The following is a 20,946-nucleotide window of genomic DNA, read 5'->3' as shown; positions in this document are numbered from 1 at the left end:
CGCAGGTCAGATCGGTTGCGGGATTGGCGGGGCAATTTCATCCCCCTTTATGCCCGGCAGATTTCGTGCCGCCGACCGCCCATAAACCAAGGGCCCGTCTAAGCTGTTTCGGCCAAGGCGCGCGCGCGGCGGATCTGGTCATGCTTGATTTCGCCCAGATCCATCGAATGCAGTCGCCCCTGCTTGACGATGCGCCGCCCCTCGACAAACAGGTCCCGCACCCAGGTCGGCCCCGCCAGCAACAAGGCTGCGGGGTCCCACAGGCCCGCGGCCTCGATGCTGGTCATGTCCCAGACTGCAATATCGGCGCGCATCCCGACGGCAAGCTGGCCAATATCATCGCGGCCCAGCACCTGGGCCCCGCCGCGCGTCGCAAGCTCCAACGCTTCACGCGCGCTCATCTTGTCGGCGCCGCGCGCCACACGCTGCAACAACATTGCCTGGCGCGCTTCGGCCACCATATTGCCTGCGTCATTGCTGGCAGATCCGTCAACGCCCAGCCCAACGCGCACCCCTGCATCACGCATCGCCCGGACCGGCGCGATCCCCGACCCAAGACGGCAGTTCGAACACGGACAATGCGCCACGCCGGTTTTTGTTTTTGAAAATAAATCAATCTCTTGCGGGTCGATCTTTACGCAATGCGCAAACCAGACATCTTCCCCCAACCAGCCCAGATCCTCGGCGTATTGTCCCGGCCGGCATCCGAACTTTTCCAGTGAATAGGCGATATCTTCGTCGTTTTCTGCCAAATGAGTGTGCAGACGAACGCCCTTGTCGCGCGCCAGAACCGCCGCGTCGCGCATCAGGTCCTGGCTGACGGAAAACGGCGAACAAGGCGCAACGCCGACGCGGCACATCGATCCTGGCGCCGGGTCATGAAACGTATCGATCACGCGCACGCAATCTTCCAGGATCGCCGCTTCGCTTTCCACCAAACTGTCCGGGGGCAAGCCCCCTGCGCTGGTTCCGATGCTCATGGCGCCGCGGGTGGGGTGGAACCGCATGCCGATTTCCGCCGCCGCATGGATGGTGTCGTCCAACCGTGCGCCGTTGGGGAACAGGTACAGGTGGTCCGATGTGGTCGTGCACCCTGACAACGCAAGCTCGGCCAACCCGGCCAAGGTCGAGGCGCGAAAATCTGCGGGCGTGAACTGTTCCCAGATCGGATAGAGCCGCTGGAGCCACCCAAAAAGCAGCGCATCCTGCGCCCCCGGCACCGCGCGGGTCAGGGATTGGTACAGATGGTGATGCGTGTTCACGAGGCCCGGCGTGATCAGGCACCCGTTCACATGCACGATATCCGCGTCATCGGCATAGAGCCCCTTGCCGACCGCTTCGATCACGCCATGATGGATCATCACGTCGGCGTCGTGCAGTTCGCGGCGCTGGTCGTCCATCGTCACCACACATTGCGCGTTCTTGAGCAGGGTGCGGCGCAGGATCATGTTGCCACCTTGGACAACACTGCAAGCGCCTGCTCATGCAGGGCCGAATTTGCCGCGGCAACCGCGCGCCCCCCCGGATGGGCCGGTCCGCCGCGCCAATCGGTGACGATGCCGCCCGCCGCCTGGACGACGCCAATCGGGCCGACGATGTCATAGGGGTTCAGCCCCGCTTCGACCACAAGGTCCACGCAGCCGTGCGCCAACAGCGCATAGGCATAACAATCCATCCCGTAGCGGGTCAGCTTGCAGCGCCCGGCCAGATCGGCAAAGGCCGCGCCTTCGCGCTTGGTGCCCACTTCGGGGAAGGTGGTAAAGATCGTGGCCTGATCAAGCCGATCCGTTTGCCGGGTCGCCAAGGTCCGTGTGCCGCGCGGCCCCAAACACTGTGCCCCGTCGGGCCCGCCGACAAACCGTTCACCAATATAGGGCTGGTCGATCATCCCGATGATGACACCGTCAGCGTCGGTGATCCCGATCAACGTGCCCCATGTCGGCGCGCCCGAGATATAGGCGCGCGTCCCGTCAATGGGATCAATCACCCAGGTCAGCCCCGACGTTCCGGCAACCTGCGCCATCTCTTCGCCAAGCACCGCGTCATCGGGGCGCAAATCGGCCAGAACCTTGCGAATGGCGTCTTCGGCCCCGCGATCCGCGATGGTCACCGGATCGAACCCGCCTTGCAGCTTGTTCTCGGCCCTTATATCCGACCGGAAATGGGACAGGGTGACATTGCGCGCCGCATCGGCAGCCGCATGCGCAGCCGCAAGCAGGTCCGACACCAGCGAAGAAGGATAATTCGTCATAGTTTGAGCCCGAAAACGCCAGCCACCCCTTAGCGGGTAATGACTGGCCCTTCAGGCGTCAAGGAAGTTCACGCTTTCATGCGACGTCCGACAGCACACGTGCCAGTTCGAACAGACGGCGGCGCTGGTTTTCCGGAATTGAATAGTAAGAGCGGACCAGTTCAAGGGCCTCTTTGTCTGCCAGGATATCGCCGGGAACCGACGTGGCGGGGTCGGCTTCGGCTTCTACATCAGCGCCCAGACCTTCGAAAAAGAACGCAACAGGCACGTTCAGCGCTTCGGCGATATCCCAAAGTCTGGACGCCGAGACGCGATTCATGCCGGTTTCGTATTTTTGGATCTGCTGAAACTTGATCCCGACACGTTCTGCCAGTTGTTGCTGTGTCATGCCAACCATCCAGCGACGGTGCCGAATGCGTTTGCCTACATGAACGTCTACGGGGTGCTTCATAACTTGTTGCTCCTGACTGTCGGCGACTGCCTGTAACCTATGCGTGTATCAAACACATCCCGCTCTCGCGCCAGACTCTCAACCTGTCTTTTTCGACAGGGTCGGCGAAAATGCGCATAAGTAACTGTAAAGTTGGGCTAAATCTGCTCTGGCTACATTAAGAAACCATTTCCGGATTGAACCAATGTCCCACAAATCATAAAGTTGTTCCTGTGACGTAACGTTAATTTCGCAAATTGCAAACTCTCGCCACGGTTTAGTACCCGGTTTTGCGAAACGCCGTTTCGCCTACGCTCGCCTTTCCCTCGTCGCCTCCATATGATTATTGACGATTCTGAAGGGAGAAAAACGTGAAAGCATTCCAAGTATCATCCTACGATATCGCGCCGGCTTTGGTTGACGTCGACACGCCCGAACCGGGCAAAGACGAGGTGCTGCTCAAGACCGCGGCCTGTGGGTTGAATTTCGCGGACTTTCTGCTCGCCAAGGGCCAGTATCAGGAAAAGCCGCCCCTGCCCTTCACCCTGGGGTCCGAAGCGGCCGGCACCATTCAGGCCGTGGGCGACGGTGTCACGTCGCTGAAACCGGGCGATCGCGTGGCCACCATGGGTGGATCGGGCGGCCTGGCGCAGTACGGCGTGTTCGCGGCCGATACCTGTTTCAAGATACCAGACGCCATGTCGTTCGAAGACGCGGCCGCCTTTCAGATTGCCTATGGTACCAGCCACGTGGCCCTGGACTACAAGGCCAACCTGCAACCGGGTGAAAACCTGCTGGTGCTGGGCGCGGCCGGGGGGGTCGGTCTGACGGCCATCGAAATCGGCAAGCTGATGGGCGCAAATGTCATCGCCTGCGCGCGCGGCCAAGACAAGCTTGAGGTTTGCCGCAAAATGGGCGCCGATCACCTGATCGACAGCGAAACCGACGATATCCGCGCCGCGGTAAAGGCCGCGGGCGGCGCCGACGTGGTTTACGACGCTGTTGGCGGCGACCAGTTCAAGGCGGCGTTTCGCGCCGTGAACCCCGAGGCGCGCATCCTGGTGATCGGGTTCGCATCCGGCGACATCCCGCAAATCCCCGCCAACCACCTTTTGGTCAAGAACGTTTCGGTCATCGGCCACTACTGGGGCGGATACCGGGTGTTCAAACCGTCAGTCATCACAGATTCGATGGAAAAGCTGTTTGACTGGTACAGCGCCGGCAAATTGCACCCGCACATCAGCTTTACCTTTCCACTGTCCGATACAGCGCAGGCGCTGGACACCCTGCGCACCCGCAAATCGACCGGCAAGGTCGTGGTGACAATCGACTGAGCCGAATGGCCCGGCCGCCCCGGCAGCCGGGCCCGCCTATCCTGCGACAGCGTGCAGGTTTTGCTTGGTGGGAACACTATAGGCCGCGCGCAATAACTCGGCGACGTCGTCGATGTAATGCGCCTGCCCCTTTTCATTGGCATAAAGAATGACCTGGCTGCTGGGCAGATCGGGCAGCGCCCCGCCATGCTGAATCGGCTCGGCATCCTTGGGATAGGTCCCTTCCAGCTGCGCATAAACCGCCAGATCAGCCTGCACCATCGCTTCGATCGTGCGGCTTTGTTCGCTGTTCGTCGCCATTTCCCACGCGACCCCGTGCTCGTCCAGCGCGCGCTGGACACGCGGACGGAACGCGCATCCCTTTTCGAACGCCAGCCGCAATGGCCGTTGCCGCCACGCCGACCCACCGCGCGCGCCCAGCCAGACCAGCGGCATCGTCGCCATCACCTGCCCCCCGCGGTCGGGTTCTTCTTCGGTTGTCAGGATGACGTCTACCTGGCCGCGGTTGAATTGCTCTTTCAGCTTGGACGTGAAGGACGAATAGAGGTTCACCTTGACCCGTGGATAGCGCGCATTGAACTGCTGCAACACCCTGGGAATAATCGGATAAATGATATCGTGCGGCACGCCGAGATGTATTTCCCCCTCGTATTCCTGCGAGGTCAGGCGGGCATAGGCTTCATCGTTCAACTCAAGCATCCGGCGCGCATAGGATACCAACTGTTCGCCTTCGCTTGTCAACGCCACCCCGCGCCCTGAGCGATCCAAAAGACCGGCCCCCAGCGATTGTTCAAGGCGCTTCAACTGCATCGAAACGGCCGATTGCGTCAGATTCAAAAGCCCTGCCGCACGCGTGACACCGCCAGAATCGGCGACCGCAACAAAGCTGCGCAGCGCTGTCAGATCCAGATTTCGCATTCCATCACCATTCTTGATGTTAAACTAAACAAACATTCGTTTTCCTAATTGATCATAGTCGGGCAAATACATCAATAGAGCTGATGCAAACCGACAAACACATCAGTATTTGGAAAGGATTAGGTCATGTCGATGATTCACAATACGCAGATTTTCGGACGCAGCGCGCCCGTCCGTGGCAAGCGCCTGGGCGTGTTGAAATGGGTCGGCGCCGCCTTTACCGCCCAGCGTAGCCGGATCGACCTGCGAAACCTGGACGAGCACATGTTGGACGACATCGGAATCACCCGCGATCAGGCCAACATTGAAGCCGACCGCCCGATCTGGAATGTCCCTGCGCACTGGCTGCGTTGAAAGATAACACCCAGATACCACGCAGATTTCACGCCGATATCACACAGCCGCGTGAAACAGTCTGTTTGAGCGCCGGAAACCCTTGAAAAACGGGCCGATCCTGCCGATATTCAAAGGCGAGAGCGGCCCGTAATCGTGGCCGCCCCTGTTATTTTGACTGCTAGGAGGCTTTCAATGGCTCAAAATCAATCGATCCGAGCGGCGACTGCGGCAACGGGTGCCCGCTCTGCCCAGATCGACGCGGGTCTACGCGCCCACATGAACAAGGTTTACGGCCTGATGTCGGTCGGCGTCTTGCTGACCGCATTGGTGGCTTGGGGTGTCGGATCGAACGATGCGCTGTTGTCGCTGTTCCGTGATCCGGTTACGCTGCGCCCCAACATCCTTGGCTGGATCGCGATGTTCCTGCCGCTGGGTATGGTGTTTGCATTCGGGGCTGTTCTGGCCCGCGCGTCAGCCGCCACGGCGCAAACCTTCTTCTACGTCTATGCAGCCGCCGTTGGCCTGTCGATCAGCTATATCTTTGCCGCATTCACCGGCATTTCGATCGCGCAGACCTTCTTTGCGACGGCAGCTGCGTTCGCGGCCCTGTCGCTGTGGGGCTACACCACCAAGAAGGATATTTCCGGGTGGGGGTCGTTCCTGATCATGGGTGTGGTTGGTCTGATCGTCGCGTCGATCATCAACATCTTCCTGCAGTCCCCGGCGCTCTACTTTGCCGTGTCTGCACTGGGTGTGCTGATCTTTGCCGGGCTGACCGCGTATGACACGCAACGGATCAAGAACGATTATCTGGCCCACGCCCAAGCGATGGACGATGAGTGGCTGGCGAAGTCGGCAATCATGGGGGCGCTGAACCTCTATCTGGACTTCATCAACCTGTTCATGTTCCTGCTCAGCTTCATGGGCAACCGCGAATAATCGTCCAAGAACCTTCGCGAAACGAAAAGGCCGGTCTGATGACCGGCCTTTTTCATTTTGAAAATTGACGTAACGGCAGGTTGCCAGACCACCGTCCGCTCACGCATAATGGTCGTACATTTGAGTGACCGAATTTCAAGTTTTCCATTTTGTTGGAGCCATAGTTAAAATGTTGGAGAGTTCGGCATGTCCGAAGTGACGGCGGACGTAGGCCCGAAAAACGCAATTGTGCGTGGCGCATTTGCGGCGCTGATGAAACAGGGTCTTCCGACCCTATCCTACGACAGTATCGCACGCGAAGCGGGGCTGTCGCGCCAATTGGTGCGCTACCATTTCAAGGACCCGGAAACGCTGATGTTGTCAGTGTGCGATTTCCTGTCGATGGTGTATCGCGAAGCATTACTCCGTTCGGTGTCGCAGAAAACCCAGATCGATCGGCTGACGGTCTTTCTGGATTTTTACTTTGATCTGCTGGATGAAGAACCCAAACCACGCGACGATCAGGTCTATGATGCGTTGATGTCGCTGGCCGCCAATTCCAATCGCATTCGCAAAAATCTGCGCCACCATTACACCATGATGGGGGAAGTCATATCGCATGAACTGCAGATGTCGCATCCCAACCTGACCCTGCCTGCCGCCCGCGAGCTGTCTTACCTGATCGTCAGCCTGATGTACGGCCATTGGAAAATGGTGGCGTCGCTGGGACTGAACCAGACGCACAAACGGGCGGCGCGCGCGGCGATTGATCGATTGATTCGGTCCTATATCGACGAAGAGTCGACGAAACTGGCCCCCGGAGAGGCCTGGAGCTGATCCGCCCTGCCCGGTTTCATTTTGCAGGATGAAAAATCTTTCTCGCCTTTTTGGCGACAAGACCGCCCGGCTTGCCAAAAAAACCTGCCCCTGCACGGGCGCGATCGGCCACTTCTTGCGCACTGGCGCTCTTGATCCCCTTGCGGGGTGAAAAAGCTGCGCGTGCGCGCTTGCCGTTGCGGCAATTATGGTTAACGTTTGCGTGCCGTTTCGTGGGGGAACGTGTTGGTGATCACTACGCGCGTTGGACGCAGCACCAATGTTGACCTTCATGAGACCGTTGAATTCAGGGCAGCGACATACGCTGGCTGTTGTGGTTTGTGGGCTGGCGAATGTGTTATCACCCCGATTGTCCGTTACCCTGAATTGAGCCGGCCCCGTGTTACAGCCACGGGGCCCGCTCACTACCCCGCCTTTTTCATTTCGCCCGCCAACGGCAACTGCATGTGCACTGCGGGAAAACTGACGCCCGGGCAAAGGAATACGTCGATATCGGCGACCCGCCGAAACCCGAGCGCCGCATAAAGCTGTTCGCCCGTCAGCGTGGATTGGCAGTTCAGGATGCGCGCGCCCTGGCGCCCGGCTTCATTGATACAGTGGCTCAGCAGCTGCCGCCCGATGCCGCTGCGCTGGTGATCGTGATGGGTCACGACGTGCCGGCTATGGGCCATGTGCCGCGGGCCGACCGCACCATGGGGGCCGATCCAGCTCCAGCCGCCAGCGCCCACCAGATCATCGCCCAGGAACGCCAGATAATACGTGCCCGTGGCCAACAGACGCGGGTTCGCCCGGCTGATGATCGGCAGAATATCCTGCAGGGTCTTTGTGTCGTAATCGGCCCGCAAGAGCGCCGGATATGCGCGTGAGAACAAACTGTCCACAACATCGAAATCCGACGGTCTGGCGGGCCGGATACAAAGTTCGGGTGGATGGGGCTCTTGTCTCATGGTCTTTCCTCACTGTCCTGATGGGGGTGTTTTCCCCGCGCGGACTTTCAGGAAAGAAAAAACCGCGCGAGAGTGTTACTCTTGCGCGGTTCGCTGTCTGGTCTGTCGGAAGGCTTACTTGATCTTGCCTTCTTTGTACTCGACGTGCTTACGCGCAACCGGGTCGTACTTACGTACGACCATTTTTTCGGTCATCGTGCGGGCGTTTTTCTTGGTCACGTAAAAGTGGCCCGTGTCTGCGGTCGAGTTCAGACGGATCTTGATTGTCGTCGGCTTCGCCATGGTTCTAACTCCGGTCGTAACGTACAACGGGTCAGTCGGGCCGCCCGTGGAATCCTTGAAGCCCGCTTTTTAAGGGTTTGACGCGGCCTGTCAACTGCCCCCGGGCAGTATTTCGGTCGCCAGCGCATATTCCGTCAATTCCGCCGCCGTCAGAATATAGATTTCGTCCGGCGGCGTGGCCAGAGAATGGCTCATCAGGCGCAGATCGATCCCCATGTCATCCAGAAAGTCCAGAACCCGGCCCTGCCCGCGCTGGATGTCCTCGACGGCGACAAATGCTGGCAGCAGCGTGTTTTCGCCGTAGAAATGCTGGTGCACACCGATGGCCCCATCGCGGTGCGCGCGCCGCACGGTTCCGGCGGCGAACATGTAAGGGCACGCCGACAGACAGATATCACCCGCCGTAACTTCGGTCTGAACGCTTGCGTCGCGCAGGATTCGCCCGATCGCCAGCGCGTCGCTGACCGACCCGCCGGGCGAATTCAGGAACACCCGGTTCGGCAGATCGCGCTCCGCGCGCCAGTCTTCAAACCGCGCGGCATCACCGGATTCGATCTGGCCGGTGATGGTCAGGGCTTGGCCCCCTTCGGCTGGAATCACATCGAACGCCAGGCGCGATGGCATGTTCGCGGGGGCCTGATACGGGCGATTGGGGGGTGCAGGGCGGTCTGGCCAGCCGGCCGGGCTATAGCGCCGGGTCTGATCGCCAGGGCTGGTGGGCTGGGTCAGGGGCGGCGCGTCGGGTGTGCCGGTGAACAGCGTCGGCAGGCGCTGCCAGACATTGCCGGTGAACAGCAGCACGCCGATTGCCACCTGCAACCACAGCACGCCCATGATGGCGCTGCGCGCGCTCAGGGTCATGCGTCATCCTCGCGCGCCTCGCGGCGGGTGGCCGACAAGTCATGCTCGACCTCGCGCATGGCGTGGATCGCGCCGCGCAATTCGGCCAGGGTCAGCGTGTTTTCGACCGGCACAGGCGCCCGGCCCGACCGGATCGCCCCCTGCACCACCATCAGGATGAACACCAGAACCGCTGGCAAAAGGTCGATGCTGATCGCACCGGCCCAACTGGGCACGAAGTTCCCGGCGTATTTGATCACGGCATCAGCGGCCGAGATCGGCGTATAGCTGACCTCTGGCGGCGGGGTCAGGGCCATCACCTCTTGCGCGGCTGTGGCCAGGGTTTCGGCCCGTTGGCCCAGCACCTGCAACACGCTTTCGATGGTGCTGGCCTGGGCCGCCTGGGTGTCACCGTTGCGCCCGTCCAGTTCCGGCAGCACGACCGACTGCGCCAGATCATTGGCCGCCCGGTCGACCAGCGGCGCCACGGACAATTGCCGCAGCGTCGTGATCAGTCCGGCCAGCCGCACCGCTTCTTCACTGAAGGGGACGGATCGGGCCTCGACCGGGCCCTGTTCGACCGTCAGCGCGCGCATGCGGCGCAGGATTTCATTGCCTTCCGCAAAGGCCTGATCCACCAACGGGCCTTGCGCCGCGATCTGCACCTCGAGCGCTTCCAGTTCATCCGCCTTTTGGGTCAGCACCCGGAACACGGCCCCGCGCCCGGCAAACCCGGACAGCCCGCCGGTGGATTCCTGTTCGCTGAGGTCGCGAAACGATTGCCGCGTGCGCGCCACATCCAGTTCCAGGCCCTGTGCGGTGACCGCAATGGAATGGGCGCGTTCCAGCGAGGCCTGGTAATCCTGCACCGTGCGCGCCAGATGCTGTTCAACCGCAGCGGCCCCGGCCAAAGCCGCCGCGTTCAGCCAGGACGACATGGCAACGATCGCCAGGCATCCAAGCCCCATCGACAGGAACAACCCGACCCGCGCCGCCGCCGTGCGCACCGCGGGCAGCAGGCGCATCAGGTACGACCAGAACACGAAAATCCCCACCGATACCGCGATGGAATAGGCCAGTGCCGCAAAGAAGCTGAACGCGCCGGTCTGATCCAGCAGCGATGATACCCCCAGATAGGTGTAGATCCCCGACGCGACGGCCAGCACCCCAAGCGCGGCCGACGTGAACGTGTCCAGCCACCGCAGATGGCCTTCCAATTCGGCCGCATAGCGCAGACCATGCGCGTCTTGCGGTGATATCCGCGCGGTGTCTTCGCCCATCACGCCGCCCCCTCAAGTTGAACAAAATCCGGGGACTATCCGACGGATCGCACCGTCTGTCCAATCACAGCTTTGCCAGATTACAAGAAGGGCTTGCCCATTTGATCGTGGATTTCCCTGACCTTGGGCGCCTCCAGCCCAAGGGCCGACGCCAGCGTGGCCAGGTACTGACGTTCCTGATCGGTATCGACCGAAATCGGGATCAGGGCGGCCGAGTAGACCTGCGCCTTGGTCTGTTCGGTGGCGGAATTGGCCAGCGCCACCGGGTCCAGCGGCGCGTCCAGTTCAGCCTGCACAAACGCCATTTCCTCTTCGCTGGCGTCCGACAGGTGGTCGAGGATCTTGGTCCGCTCATCCGCGTCGATTTCACCATCGGCCTTGGCGGCCTGAATCATCGCGCGGATCATCAGCTTGGCGTTTTCTTCGGCAATGGCCCCGGCCGGCGTGGCCGCCGCCATCGCGCCCACCATATCGCCAATCCCCGAGGCCCCGGCCTTGGCAGCGCCGCTCATGGCGTTGAGCAGCGCGCCCATGCCCGCTTCAGATGCTTCGGTTGCGCCAAGGGCGGTCGATCCCATCTGGCCCATCATCGCGCGCATGGTTTCGCGCCCGCCCGGAATACCCATCTTTTCGGCAAATTCGCCGATCTGATCGCCGATACCGCCCGGCTCGCCGGCATTGCGCATCGCGTCCTTGACCGCGTCCGCGCCGCCGGCCTTGCGCACCTTGTCCACGCCGCGCGCCGCGGCAAATCCGACTGCCAGCGTCGCCAATGTTCTCACAAAACTCATGTCAAACCCCCTGATGGAAAATCGCTGACCCCATACTGCGCCATATGCGACAAAACGCAAACACAGTTCGGCGGATACGCGCGGATGGCCTGTAAGCCGGATTCTGTCCCGGGGTTGCCCCCGTGGATGACCATTCATCTGCACACGCCGTTACCGACGCATGTCAAGCTGCCAACCCGGATCCTCGGGGCCAAGGCGGCCCTGCGGCGGTATCGGCGTGCCGACCTGCCCGCGCGGGATCCCTATTTGGCATTGCTCCCGGTGGGGCTTGCCGTGCCGCTTGCGTTGCCGCTCGCGCGGTGCGCTCTTACCGCACCGTTTCACCCTTACCCCGCATGCGGGGCGGTTTGTTCTCTGTGGCGCTGTCCCTGGGGTTGCCCCCGCCGGGCGTTACCCGGCACCGTTGCCTTGTGGAGTCCGGACTTTCCTCGGGGGCAAGCCCCCGCGGCCATCCAGCCATCCGCGCAAGCGGTGAGGTAAGCGCTTCGCGCGCGCGGGTCAATGCGCCTGGCGCACTCTAGGCCAGCAGCGCGGCAACAAGCTGGCGGTCCACGTCGTCCGCAGGCCCCGTGCCGCCAGGGCGAAATCGCAGCCGAAAGGCGGCCAGCCGCGTATCAGGGTCCACATCCGCGGTGTACCCTGCACGCTTCAACGCCGCGTCCATATCTTCACCCGTATCTTTGACCGCACTGCCACCGGCAGGCCAGACCGCCAGCCCCCGCCGTGCAAGCCGCTGCCAATCGAACCGCGCGCCCGGGTCAGCCTTGCGGCCCGGCGCCACGTCGGAATGGCCGATCACGCCGCGCGGCGTGATGTCCCAGCGGTCCATGATGTGCGGCAACAGCCATTCCAGGGCCGCAAACTGCGCTTCGGCGAAAGGGTGGTCGCCGCGATTGGCCAGTTCGATCCCGATGCTGGCCGAATTCACGTCCGTGACGTCGCCCCATGCGCCCGCGCCCGCATGCCACGCACGATGGCGCTCATCGACAAGCTGGGTGATGCGCCCCTGCGGACAGATGACGTAATGGGCCGACACTTCGGCGTGCGGATCACACAGGCGCGCGATCGCGTCTTCGGCCGTTTGCATGGCCGTGTAATGCAGAACGATCAGGCTGGGGGTCGCGCCGCCGCGCCGGTCGCCGAAATTGGGCGACGGGTGCTGTTCAACGTTGAACGGCAAGGCGGAACGGCCGCGGATCCCACGAACAGGCAAACCCGTCGCCATCGGGGTCCAGCCCCATCGGATCGCGCTTGGGGCCGCCGCGCGACAGGAACGCTTCTTGTGCCAGATCGGGCGAGGCGTATTTGTTGCACCCACGCTCGTAGCGGGTTTGCGCTGCGATGATCGACCGCGAATAGATCGGCTGGCCGACATTGTTCGTGGTCGACAAAGCGAATTCCACCAGCGTGGCCCCGTCGCGGATATTGCCACGGCTGGGCAGCGCGCCCGGTTCGATCACCTTGTACGCCTCGCGCTGCGCCTGAATACGCGCGGCGTTTTCTTCGATCGATTCGCGCGAGGTTACCGCGTCAAAGTTGTTTTCATCCGAGATACCGGCATTGTTCTGCTTGATCTCTACTTGGGGCGTGGCAGTCTGGGGCGTGGCGGTGGTGGCCAAACCGGTCATCGCGTCATTGGCCACGGCCTGCGCGTCCGAAATCGGTGCGCCCTGCGCATCGGCGCCCCCCGCAAGCTCGGCCTCGCGCGCGGCGCGTTCACCGTCATATCCCACATAGTCATGGAACCCCACGCCGCCGGCATCATTGGGCACTGGTGCCTCGCAGGCGGCCAAGGCCAAGGCAGACAGAACAATCAGTCCAGCACGCATCGCGCACCCCTTCCAGGAACAACTTTTCCCGTAATTACCACCATTTGGACGGCTTGGAAACAAAACCGGCCGCGGTCTCAAGAGAATGTGCAATGTTCAGCAGATCGCCTTCTTCCCACGGGCGGCCGATCAGTTGCAGGCCCAGCGGCAAGCCATTGGCATCCAACCCGGCAGGCACGCTGATCCCCGGCAGACCGGCCAGGTTCACGGTGACGGTAAACACGTCGTTCAGGTACATCTGCACCGGATCGGCATCGCCCATTTCGCCCAGACCGAAGGCGGCGGACGGGGTGGCGGGGGTCAGGATCGCATCGACGCCCTGTTCGAACGCCTCTTCGAAGTCGCGCTTGATCAGCGTGCGCACCTTGCGGGCACGGTTGTAATAGGCGTCATAGAACCCGGCCGACAACACATAGGTGCCGACCATGACACGGCGCTGCACTTCGTGACCAAAGCCCTCGGCGCGGGTTTTTTCGTACATCTCGGTCACGCCTTCGCCCGCCGCCAGCTTGGCACGCTGGCCATAGCGCACCCCGTCATAGCGCGCCAGGTTGGACGACGCTTCGGCCGGGGCGATCACGTAATAGGCGGGCAGCGCGTATTTCGTATGCGGCAGGCTGATGTCGATGATCGTGGCGCCAGCGTCCTTCAGCATTGCCGTGCCGTCGGCCCAGAGCTTTTCGATTTCGCCCGGCATGCCGTCCATCCGGTATTCGCGGGGAATGCCGATGACCTTGCCCTTGATGTCGCCGGTCAGCATGGCCTCGAAATTCGGGACGGGCAGATCGGCACTGGTGCTGTCCTTGGGATCATGGCCACACATGGCTTCCAGCATGATCGCCGCGTCACGCACCGATTTCGTCATGGGCCCCGCTTGATCCAGGCTTGAGGCAAAGGCCACAACGCCCCAACGCGAACAGCGCCCATAGGTCGGCTTGATGCCCGTGATCCCGGTGAAGGCTGCCGGCTGGCGGATCGATCCGCCGGTGTCGGTGCCCGTCGCGGCAAGACACAGATCGGCGGCCACCGCAGCGGCCGATCCACCCGAAGATCCACCCGGCGTCAGTTGCCGGTCGTCGACCTTCCACGGGTTGACCGCGTTGCCATATGTGCTGGTTTCGTTGGACGACCCCATGGCGAATTCGTCCATGTTCAGCTTGCCCAGCATGACCGACCCGGCGTCGAACAGTTTGGTCGTGATGGTGCTTTCGTACTGGGGTTTGAACCCTTTCAGAATGGCGCTGGCGGCCTGGCTGGGCACGCCTTTTGTGCAGAACAGATCCTTGATCCCCAGCGGAATCCCGCACATGGCCGGCGCATCGCCTGCCTTGATCCGCGCATCGGCGGCCTTGGCCTGATCGCGGGCGATGTCGGGGGTGCCATGGACGAATGCGTTCAGCGCGCCAGCGTCTTCGATCGCGCTCAGGCAGGCGTCGGTCAGCTCGGTGCTGGTCAGATCGCCGCGGGCCAGGGCATCGCGGGCCTCGGCGATGGTCAGTGTGTTCAGTTCGCTCATTATTCCACCACCTTTGGCACGGCGAAAAACCCTTCGCGGGCGTCGGGCGCATTGGCCAGGATCTTGTCCTGCATGTCGCCATCGGTCACCTCGTCGACCCGGCGCTTGAGACGCTGGGGCGTGACGGATGTCATGGGCTCGACCTGGTCCACATTCACTTCGTTCAGCTGTTCGATAAACCCGAGGATCGTGTTGAATTCGTCGGCCAGCGCGGGCAGCTGGTCGTCTTCCACGCGGATGCGGGCCAGCTTGGCCACGCGGCGGGCGGTTTCGATGTCGATGGACATGTCGGGGCTCCGTTCGTCTTGTCGCCCCCGCGTTTATAGCGCCGCGCGCGCGCCTTCAAGCATGTGCCTGCGATAGGTCTGGATAAACCAGCCCAGCATGATCCCGTTGATCGTGTGCCACAGGAAATGGGTGCCGTGCGGCCACGCCCCGCACAGCGGCAGATCAATCGTGCGAAAGATGAGCGACACCACCATCATGCCCAGCCCGACCGCCAACGCCCCCGCCGTTGCCGGGTAGCGCGTGCCCACCCAAATGATCAGCCCCAGAAGGAACGTGGGGATCGGCAGATAGCCCGCCGTACCGCCAATGTGGGGCACCGCCGCAAACAACGGGCCGGAAAGTACGGTAAAGCCAATGAACGCCACCACGATCAGCAGCGCCTTGACCACGCTCAGCCCCATGAAGTCGCGCCCGATCGCAAACGCATAGACCAGCACAAAGGCCGCGATGGGCAGCACATCGGCCAGCATGGCCCACCCGGTTGCAAAGGTGTGAAAGGCAAAAGACCCGAAAGCCAGCACGAACAGGATCCAGCTGAGCGTACGCGCCATGCCCCGGCCTGCGCCCATGTCGCGCGTCAAGCGCAGCAGGATCAGCGCGGCGATCAGAAAAGACAGGTTGGTGATGGCGTTCAGCGGCTCGGACCAGAATGTGAAATCTGTCCGCTCGCAGTAGTCGTCATATTGCTGCATCAGGTCCATGCGGCAGCCCTTGTGGTTCTGGCCAAGGGTGACGCGCCGCGCGCGCTCTGGCAAGCGCTACCTGCGCGTTGCGAAAAACCCCCTGAGCAGCGCTTCGGCTTCGGCTGCGCCGATCCCGTCGTAAATTTCGGGGCGGTGATGGCTCTGGGGATGGCTCAGCACCCGCGGCCCATGCGCCACCCCGCCGGATTTCGGATCGCTTGCCCCATAATACAGCCGCGCGATACGGGCCTGGCTGATGGCGCTGGCGCACATCGGGCAGGGTTCCAGCGTCACATAGAGATCATGCCCCACCAGCCGTTCACTTCCCGCAGCGGCGCAGGCCGCGCGCAGCGCAAGGATTTCGGCGTGGGCGGTTGGATCGCACAGCTCGCGCACGCGGTTGCCGGCGCGCGCCACGACGGTGCCGTCCGGGGCCACGATGACCGCGCCCACCGGCACCTCGCCGCGGGCCTGGGCTGCGCGCGCTTGCGCCAACGCGTCCGCCATATGGGATGTAAAAACCATGCGCCCTTTTGCCCTGACGGGTCGCGAATTGGCAAGCGGCGCGGTCTGGCCGCTTTTCATAGCTGCGCAGGCAGGCTATGGCGGGGCATGACCAAGACCCCTCCCCCCGGCGACCGGATCGCCAAAGTCATCGCGCGCGCCGGGCTTGCCTCGCGCCGCGAAGCCGAAGCCATGATTGCCGCGGGCCGCGTTGCCGTGAATGGCAAGGTGATCGACAGCCCCGCGCTGAATGTGACCGACAGCGACAAGGTGGTTGTCGATGGCAAGCCGCTTCAGGCCCCCGATGCGCCGCGCCTGTGGCTCTATCACAAACCTTCGGGCCTTGTGACCTCGGCGCGCGACGAAAAGGGCCGCGCGACAGTGTTCGACAACCTGCCTGATGAGCTGCCCCGCGTCATGAGCGTCGGGCGGCTCGATCTGAATTCCGAAGGGCTCTTGCTGCTGACCAACGATGGCGGGCTGAAACGGCGCCTGGAATTGCCCAGCACCGGTTGGCTGCGCAAATACCGTGTGCGCGTGAACGGCGCGCCCACCGACACCACATTCGCCCCCCTGCGCGAGGGGCTGGTCATCGACGGCGAACGGTTCCAGCCGATGGACGTCGCGCTGGACCGTCAGCAGGGCGCGAACGCCTGGATCACGATCGGCCTGCGCGAAGGGCGCAACCGCGAGATTCGGCGCGCGATGGACGCGGTGGGCCTGAAGGTGAACCGCCTGATCCGCGTCAGCTATGGGCCGTTTCGCCTGAACCAGCTGAAACCCGGCGAGGTCGAAGAAATCAAACCCCGCGTGTTGCGCGACCAACTGGGGATCGAGGACGCAACCAAAGGCCACGCCGCGCCCAAACCCAAGCCCGCCCGCCGGCGCAAGCCGCGCCCCAAGCGCTAGGGCTTTACGCAAAGGCGGTATTTCCTCAACCGCATCACTGCCCTATGTCTTGATGCACATGGTATCATAACGGAGCTAGGGGTATGGCCGACCTACTGACCTTTGAGAACTTCACCAATCTGGTGATGTTGATTTTCCTGCAAGCCGTGCTGGGCTTCGACAACCTTCTTTACATCTCGATTGAAAGCCAACGGGCACCCGTGGCCCAGCAACGCGCGGTGCGGTTCTGGGGCATCATCATCGCCGTGGCGCTGCGGGTTGTGTTGCTGTTCATCGTGGTCAGCCTGATCGACCGCCTGTCCGAACCGCTGTTCACACTGGCCTGGGACGGTATTCTGACCGGCGCGGTCAACTTTGCCACACTGATCTACCTGATCGGCGGGGTGTTCATCATTCATACGGCCGTCAAGGAAATCGGCCACATGCTGTCGGTCGAACACCTAGAGGCGGACGTGGCCAACAAGGATGGCAAATCGGCTGCCAGTGTGATCGCCCTGATCGTCATGATGAACCTGATCTTCTCGTTCGATTCGATCCTGTCGGCCATCGCCATCACCGACGTCTTCGTCATTCTGGCGATTGCCATCGTCGCGTCGGGCATCGCCATGCTGGTTCTGGCCGACACGGTCACCGTCTTTTTGCAGAAAAACCGCATGTTCGAAGTTCTGGGCCTGTTCATTCTGTTGATCGTCGGCGTGGTTCTGCTGGGCGAATCCGGGCAGGCTGCCGCCCATGCCATGCATGATCCCACCTTGGCCTTGCACGTCTTTGGGCACGAAATCGTGCCGATGTCCAAATCGACCTTCTATTTCTCGGTTGTCGTGCTGGTCGCGGTCGAAGTGATCCAGTCCGGCTACAGCCGCAAACTGGCGGCCGAACGGGCGGCCCGAAACCACTGACCTTTTTCCACCCCCGGCCGGCCCCTATGTTACAAGGGTCAGGCCGGGCAAAAGGATGTGGATGACATGACGGGTATGGGGTTCAAACAGGCGGCGTATCTGATCCTGGTTGCGCTGATCTTTTATGCCGCGCTCAGCGCGGGGGGTGGATAATGGCCCAGCGATATGGCGGACAACATAGCCCCGAACGGCCACTGGACAGCCCCCCCCAGCCGCGCCCCTTTGACGGCAAGACCCCGACGCGCATCGCCACCAAATCCAACCTGCTGTTTCTTGCCCCCCTGCCCCTGGCGCTGCGGGCGTTCTGGGCCGACCCCCTGGTGATGGTGCAATATCTGGGCGCGTTCGCTCTGTTGGAACTGGCCGCGTGGCTGACGCGCGAAGGGCTGCGCGCCGAAGAAGCCTATGATGCGCGCACCGTGGCCCGGCGCCCCGCGATCCCGCGCAAGCTGCTTGCCAGCGCCCTGATTGCCGCGGGCCTTGGGCTGACCGGGCTGGCCGGTCACGGCCCGCTGCAAGCCCTGGTCTTTGCCCTGCTGGGCGGCGGGCTACACCTGGCCGCTTTCGGCCCGGACCCGTTGAAAAACAAGGGCATGGACGGCATAGATGATTTTCAGCAAGACCGGGTCGCGCGTGTGGTGGATCAGGCCGAAGATTACCTGGCCGCGATGCAGGGCGCGATCAAGACCACTGGCGATCGTGCGCTGATCGACAGGGTCGCGCGGCTGGCGTCGGCCGCCAAGGCCATGTGCCGGCGCGTGGAAGAAGACCCGCGCGACCTGAGCGCGGCGCGCAAATACCTTGGCGTCTACCTACTGGGCGCGCGCGATGCGACGCGGCGCTATGCCAGCCTGCACACCCGTCACGCCGATGCCAGCGCCCGCGCGGATTACCTGGCCTTGCTGGACGATCTGGAATCCGAATTTTCGGCCCGAACCGAAGCCCTGATGCTTGAGGAACGCAGCAACCTGGATATTGAAATATCGGTCTTGCGCGATCGCCTGGCCCGTGAAGGAATACGCATAGAATGAGAGGCTTTCATGTCTGAACAAATCAAGTCCAAGGCGGTTGCCATCGCGCAGGAAGTTGCGGACCTGGCGGCCGTTACCTTGCCCGAACCAACCCAGGACATCACGCCGCTGGCCGGCGCACCCGAACCCCAGGCCGCTGCGATTCGCGCGCGCATGGCGGAAATCGACATGTCCGACAGTGGCTCGATCATCGGGTTCGGCGCGCGCGCGCAGGGCGAATTGCAGCAGATCAGCCAAGCGATGCTGGCGGATGTGCGCAACAAGGATATCGGCCCGGCGGGGGACAGCCTGCGCCAGATCGTGACCACGATCCGCGGGTTTTCGGCCTCGGAACTGGATGCGCGGCGCAAGCGCAGCTGGTGGGAAAAGCTGACCGGACAGGCCGCGCCGCTGGCCAAGTTCGTCGCGCGCTATGAAACCGTTCAGGGCCAGATCGACAAGGTGACGGACACGCTGCTGGGGCATGAACACACCCTTCTGAAAGACATTAAGTCCCTCGATCAACTCTATGAAAAGACGCTGGAATTCTATCACGAACTGGCGCTCTATATTGCGGCGGGGCAGGAAAAACTGGCCGAATTGGACAACGATCTGATCCCCGCCCTTGCGCGCGAAGTCGAAGCCACGCCCCAGGGCGACGGGGTGCTCAGCGCGCAAGAACTGCGCGATTTGCGATCCGCGCGCGATGACCTGGAACGCCGGGTGCATGACCTGAAATTGACGCGGCAGGTCACCATGCAGTCACTGCCATCGATCCGCCTGGTGCAGGAAAACGACAAGGCGCTGGTCACCAAGATCAACTCGACCCTGGTCAACACCGTGCCGCTTTGGGAAACCCAACTGGCCCAATCCCTGACGATCCAGCGCAGCGCAGACGCGGCCGGCGCCGTGCGCGAGGCGAATGATCTGACCAACGAATTGCTGACCGCAAACGCCAAGAACCTGCGCGACGCAAACGCCGCCGTGCGCACCGAAATCGAACGCGGCGCCTTTGATATCGCTGCCGTGCGGCAAGCCAACGAAGAGCTGATCGGCACGATCGAAGAAAGCCTGGCCATCGCCGATCAGGGCAAGGAAACCCGCCGCGCCGCCGAAGCTGAACTGGTCAAGCTTGAGGCCGACCTGCGCGATGCGCTGTCCGCGGCGCGCAGCCCCCAATCCAACACGGCCGGGTGAATGGGGCGCGGGTGGATACCGGCGGCGGGCCTGGCCGCTGTGCTTGCCCTTGCCGCGTGTGACCCGGTCACCTCGCCGGTGCCCGGCGCGCGCCCGCCGGCCCCCGCGCCCCAGGCGCCCGCCACGCAATCTGCCCAAAGCAAGGCGCTCGAATCCTATTTCGCCCGCGTTCAGCAAAGCCTTGTGACGCAAGGGCTACTGCGAACCGACGGTGGCGGGCCGGACGTTCCGTTCAACGCCCGCATGCTGACCGCCAATTTCGAACAGATCGCGCTGTTCGAAGAATACACGATCATTGGCGGGCGGCTTGTGGCCCAGCCCACGCCCAGCCGCCTGCACCGCTGGAAAGGCCCCGTCCGGTTCGAACTGGAATTCGGCGCCACGGTTGCGCAGGCCAAGCAACGCGCCGACCGCGCCGAGGTTGCCCGCTTTGCCCAGCGTCTGGCCAAGGCAACCCGCCACCCGGTGACCACGGTGCCCGACAACGGCAATTTCCATGTCTTCATCGTGAACGAAGATGAACGCCGCGCCCTTGGACCGCGCCTGCGCCAGCTGTTGCCCGGCATCGGCCCGGCCGCGCTGGACAGTGCCCTGAACATGGGCCGCGCCACCTATTGCGCGGTCTTTGCGGTCGATCCGCGCGACGATGGAAACTATACCCGCGCGGTCGCCATCATCCGCGCCGAACACCCGGATCTTCTCCGCAAAAGCTGCATTCACGAAGAACTGGCCCAGGGCCTGGGCCTTGCCAACGACAGCCCCGCAGCGCGCCCGTCGATCTTTAACGATGACGAAGAATTCGCGCTGCTGACCTACCACGACGAATTGCTATTGCGCATTTTGTACGATTCGCGCCTGCGCGCCGGCATGACCGCCAGCGAAGCGCGCCCCATTGTCAGAACCATCGCCGAGGAGCTTCTCGGCGCGGACAGTTGAAAGGACCCGAT

General features: G+C 62.6%; 24 protein-coding genes and 1 other RNA gene. 9 read left to right on the top strand and 16 right to left on the bottom strand.

Annotated elements, in window-relative coordinates; all coding sequences use genetic code 11:
* Positions 1-98: 98 nt before the first annotated feature.
* From ACP2AV_RS13445 to ACP2AV_RS13435, 3 genes are all read right to left on the bottom strand, one after another.
* Complete coding sequence (locus ACP2AV_RS13445; protein WP_426373278.1) at positions 99-1,448, bottom strand: 8-oxoguanine deaminase; 1,350 nt, start codon at positions 1,446-1,448, stop codon at positions 99-101.
* A complete protein-coding gene (gene hisN, locus ACP2AV_RS13440) occupies positions 1,445-2,251 on the bottom strand; it encodes a histidinol-phosphatase (protein WP_426373277.1) in 807 nt (268 codons plus the stop codon). The genes ACP2AV_RS13445 and hisN overlap by 4 nt, the downstream gene beginning before the upstream one ends.
* A gap of 76 nt (positions 2,252-2,327) precedes the next feature.
* Positions 2,328-2,702: a helix-turn-helix domain-containing protein gene (locus ACP2AV_RS13435; protein ID WP_426373276.1), complete on the bottom strand. Its 375-nt coding sequence runs from the start codon at positions 2,700-2,702 to the stop codon at positions 2,328-2,330.
* Between the two features lie 350 nt (positions 2,703-3,052).
* Here ACP2AV_RS13435 and ACP2AV_RS13430 point away from each other — a divergent pair, with 350 nt between their 5' ends.
* Positions 3,053-4,015, top strand: coding sequence for an NADPH:quinone oxidoreductase family protein (locus ACP2AV_RS13430; RefSeq protein ID WP_426373275.1), 963 nt, complete (start codon positions 3,053-3,055; stop codon positions 4,013-4,015).
* A 36-nt stretch (positions 4,016-4,051) separates the two neighbouring features.
* Here ACP2AV_RS13430 and ACP2AV_RS13425 read toward each other — a convergent pair whose 3' ends face one another.
* Positions 4,052-4,933 (bottom strand): LysR family transcriptional regulator, encoded by an 882-nt coding sequence (locus tag ACP2AV_RS13425; RefSeq protein ID WP_426373274.1) that lies wholly within the window; start codon positions 4,931-4,933, stop codon positions 4,052-4,054.
* A 126-nt stretch (positions 4,934-5,059) separates the two neighbouring features.
* Between ACP2AV_RS13425 and ACP2AV_RS13420 the strand changes: the two genes are divergently transcribed.
* From ACP2AV_RS13420 to ACP2AV_RS13410, 3 genes are all read left to right on the top strand, one after another.
* Positions 5,060-5,287 carry a DUF1127 domain-containing protein gene (locus ACP2AV_RS13420; RefSeq protein ID WP_426373273.1) on the top strand — a complete coding sequence of 76 codons (228 nt, stop codon included), beginning with the start codon at positions 5,060-5,062 and terminating at the stop codon, positions 5,285-5,287.
* Between the two features lie 174 nt (positions 5,288-5,461).
* Positions 5,462-6,208, top strand: coding sequence for a Bax inhibitor-1/YccA family protein (locus tag ACP2AV_RS13415; protein WP_426373272.1), 747 nt, complete (start codon positions 5,462-5,464; stop codon positions 6,206-6,208).
* A 186-nt stretch (positions 6,209-6,394) separates the two neighbouring features.
* Positions 6,395-7,024: a TetR/AcrR family transcriptional regulator gene (locus ACP2AV_RS13410; protein WP_426373271.1), complete on the top strand. Its 630-nt coding sequence runs from the start codon at positions 6,395-6,397 to the stop codon at positions 7,022-7,024.
* Positions 7,025-7,428: 404 nt separating this feature from the next.
* On the opposite strand, the gene ACP2AV_RS13405 is transcribed toward ACP2AV_RS13410, so the two are convergent.
* The 12 genes from ACP2AV_RS13405 to ACP2AV_RS13350 form a co-directional block, all read right to left on the bottom strand.
* The gene (locus ACP2AV_RS13405; RefSeq protein ID WP_426373270.1) at positions 7,429-7,971 is read right to left on the bottom strand and encodes a GNAT family N-acetyltransferase; all 543 of its coding nucleotides are present in this window, start codon (positions 7,969-7,971) and stop codon (positions 7,429-7,431) included.
* A gap of 114 nt (positions 7,972-8,085) precedes the next feature.
* Complete coding sequence (gene rpmG / locus ACP2AV_RS13400) at positions 8,086-8,253, bottom strand: 50S ribosomal protein L33 (protein ID WP_012179442.1); 168 nt, start codon at positions 8,251-8,253, stop codon at positions 8,086-8,088.
* Positions 8,254-8,343: 90 nt separating this feature from the next.
* The gene (locus tag ACP2AV_RS13395; RefSeq protein WP_426373269.1) at positions 8,344-9,114 is read right to left on the bottom strand and encodes a hypothetical protein; all 771 of its coding nucleotides are present in this window, start codon (positions 9,112-9,114) and stop codon (positions 8,344-8,346) included.
* Positions 9,111-10,373, bottom strand: coding sequence for a hypothetical protein (locus ACP2AV_RS13390; RefSeq protein WP_426373268.1), 1,263 nt, complete (start codon positions 10,371-10,373; stop codon positions 9,111-9,113). Before ACP2AV_RS13390 ends, ACP2AV_RS13395 begins: the two co-directional genes overlap by 4 nt.
* An 80-nt stretch (positions 10,374-10,453) precedes the next feature.
* Entirely contained in the window at positions 10,454-11,164 is a 711-nt protein-coding gene (locus tag ACP2AV_RS13385) for a DUF533 domain-containing protein (protein ID WP_426373267.1), read from the bottom strand.
* Between the two features lie 76 nt (positions 11,165-11,240).
* Positions 11,241-11,628, bottom strand: an RNA gene (gene rnpB, locus ACP2AV_RS13380) — RNase P RNA component class A.
* A gap of 53 nt (positions 11,629-11,681) precedes the next feature.
* Positions 11,682-12,344, bottom strand: coding sequence for an N-acetylmuramoyl-L-alanine amidase (locus tag ACP2AV_RS13375; protein WP_426373266.1), 663 nt, complete (start codon positions 12,342-12,344; stop codon positions 11,682-11,684).
* Positions 12,328-12,993, bottom strand: coding sequence for a hypothetical protein (locus tag ACP2AV_RS13370; RefSeq protein WP_426373265.1), 666 nt, complete (start codon positions 12,991-12,993; stop codon positions 12,328-12,330). The genes ACP2AV_RS13375 and ACP2AV_RS13370 overlap by 17 nt, the downstream gene beginning before the upstream one ends.
* Positions 12,994-13,027: 34 nt before the next feature.
* The gene (gene gatA, locus ACP2AV_RS13365; protein WP_426373264.1) at positions 13,028-14,509 is read right to left on the bottom strand and encodes an Asp-tRNA(Asn)/Glu-tRNA(Gln) amidotransferase subunit GatA; all 1,482 of its coding nucleotides are present in this window, start codon (positions 14,507-14,509) and stop codon (positions 13,028-13,030) included.
* Positions 14,509-14,796 carry an Asp-tRNA(Asn)/Glu-tRNA(Gln) amidotransferase subunit GatC gene (gene gatC / locus ACP2AV_RS13360; protein WP_426373263.1) on the bottom strand — a complete coding sequence of 96 codons (288 nt, stop codon included), beginning with the start codon at positions 14,794-14,796 and terminating at the stop codon, positions 14,509-14,511. Before gatC ends, gatA begins: the two co-directional genes overlap by 1 nt.
* Before the next feature lie 33 nt (positions 14,797-14,829).
* Positions 14,830-15,498, bottom strand: coding sequence for a hypothetical protein (locus ACP2AV_RS13355; RefSeq protein ID WP_426373262.1), 669 nt, complete (start codon positions 15,496-15,498; stop codon positions 14,830-14,832).
* A 57-nt stretch (positions 15,499-15,555) separates the two neighbouring features.
* On the bottom strand, positions 15,556-16,005 hold the full coding sequence (locus tag ACP2AV_RS13350; protein WP_426373261.1) for a nucleoside deaminase: 450 nt from the start codon (positions 16,003-16,005) through the stop codon (positions 15,556-15,558).
* Between the two features lie 87 nt (positions 16,006-16,092).
* On the opposite strand from ACP2AV_RS13350, the gene ACP2AV_RS13345 reads away from it, so the two are divergent.
* The 5 genes from ACP2AV_RS13345 to ACP2AV_RS13325 all read left to right on the top strand — a co-directional run bounded on the left by ACP2AV_RS13345 (position 16,093) and on the right by ACP2AV_RS13325 (position 20,935).
* The gene (locus ACP2AV_RS13345) at positions 16,093-16,893 is read left to right on the top strand and encodes a pseudouridine synthase (protein WP_426373260.1); all 801 of its coding nucleotides are present in this window, start codon (positions 16,093-16,095) and stop codon (positions 16,891-16,893) included.
* Positions 16,894-16,976: 83 nt separating this feature from the next.
* Positions 16,977-17,792 carry a TerC family protein gene (locus ACP2AV_RS13340; RefSeq protein ID WP_426373259.1) on the top strand — a complete coding sequence of 272 codons (816 nt, stop codon included), beginning with the start codon at positions 16,977-16,979 and terminating at the stop codon, positions 17,790-17,792.
* Between the two features lie 152 nt (positions 17,793-17,944).
* The gene (locus ACP2AV_RS13335; RefSeq protein ID WP_426373258.1) at positions 17,945-18,823 is read left to right on the top strand and encodes a 5-bromo-4-chloroindolyl phosphate hydrolysis family protein; all 879 of its coding nucleotides are present in this window, start codon (positions 17,945-17,947) and stop codon (positions 18,821-18,823) included.
* A gap of 9 nt (positions 18,824-18,832) precedes the next feature.
* The gene (locus tag ACP2AV_RS13330) at positions 18,833-19,999 is read left to right on the top strand and encodes a toxic anion resistance protein (protein ID WP_426373257.1); all 1,167 of its coding nucleotides are present in this window, start codon (positions 18,833-18,835) and stop codon (positions 19,997-19,999) included.
* Positions 20,000-20,935 carry a DUF2927 domain-containing protein gene (locus tag ACP2AV_RS13325; RefSeq protein ID WP_426373256.1) on the top strand — a complete coding sequence of 312 codons (936 nt, stop codon included), beginning with the start codon at positions 20,000-20,002 and terminating at the stop codon, positions 20,933-20,935.
* Positions 20,936-20,946: the final 11 nt, after the last annotated feature.

Origin of the sequence: Aliiroseovarius sp. PTFE2010 (genome assembly GCF_049943335.1) — a bacterium.
Classification (GTDB): Bacteria; Pseudomonadota; Alphaproteobacteria; order Rhodobacterales; family Rhodobacteraceae; genus JBNFVY01.
This window is presented reverse-complemented; position numbering and strand designations above follow the sequence as displayed.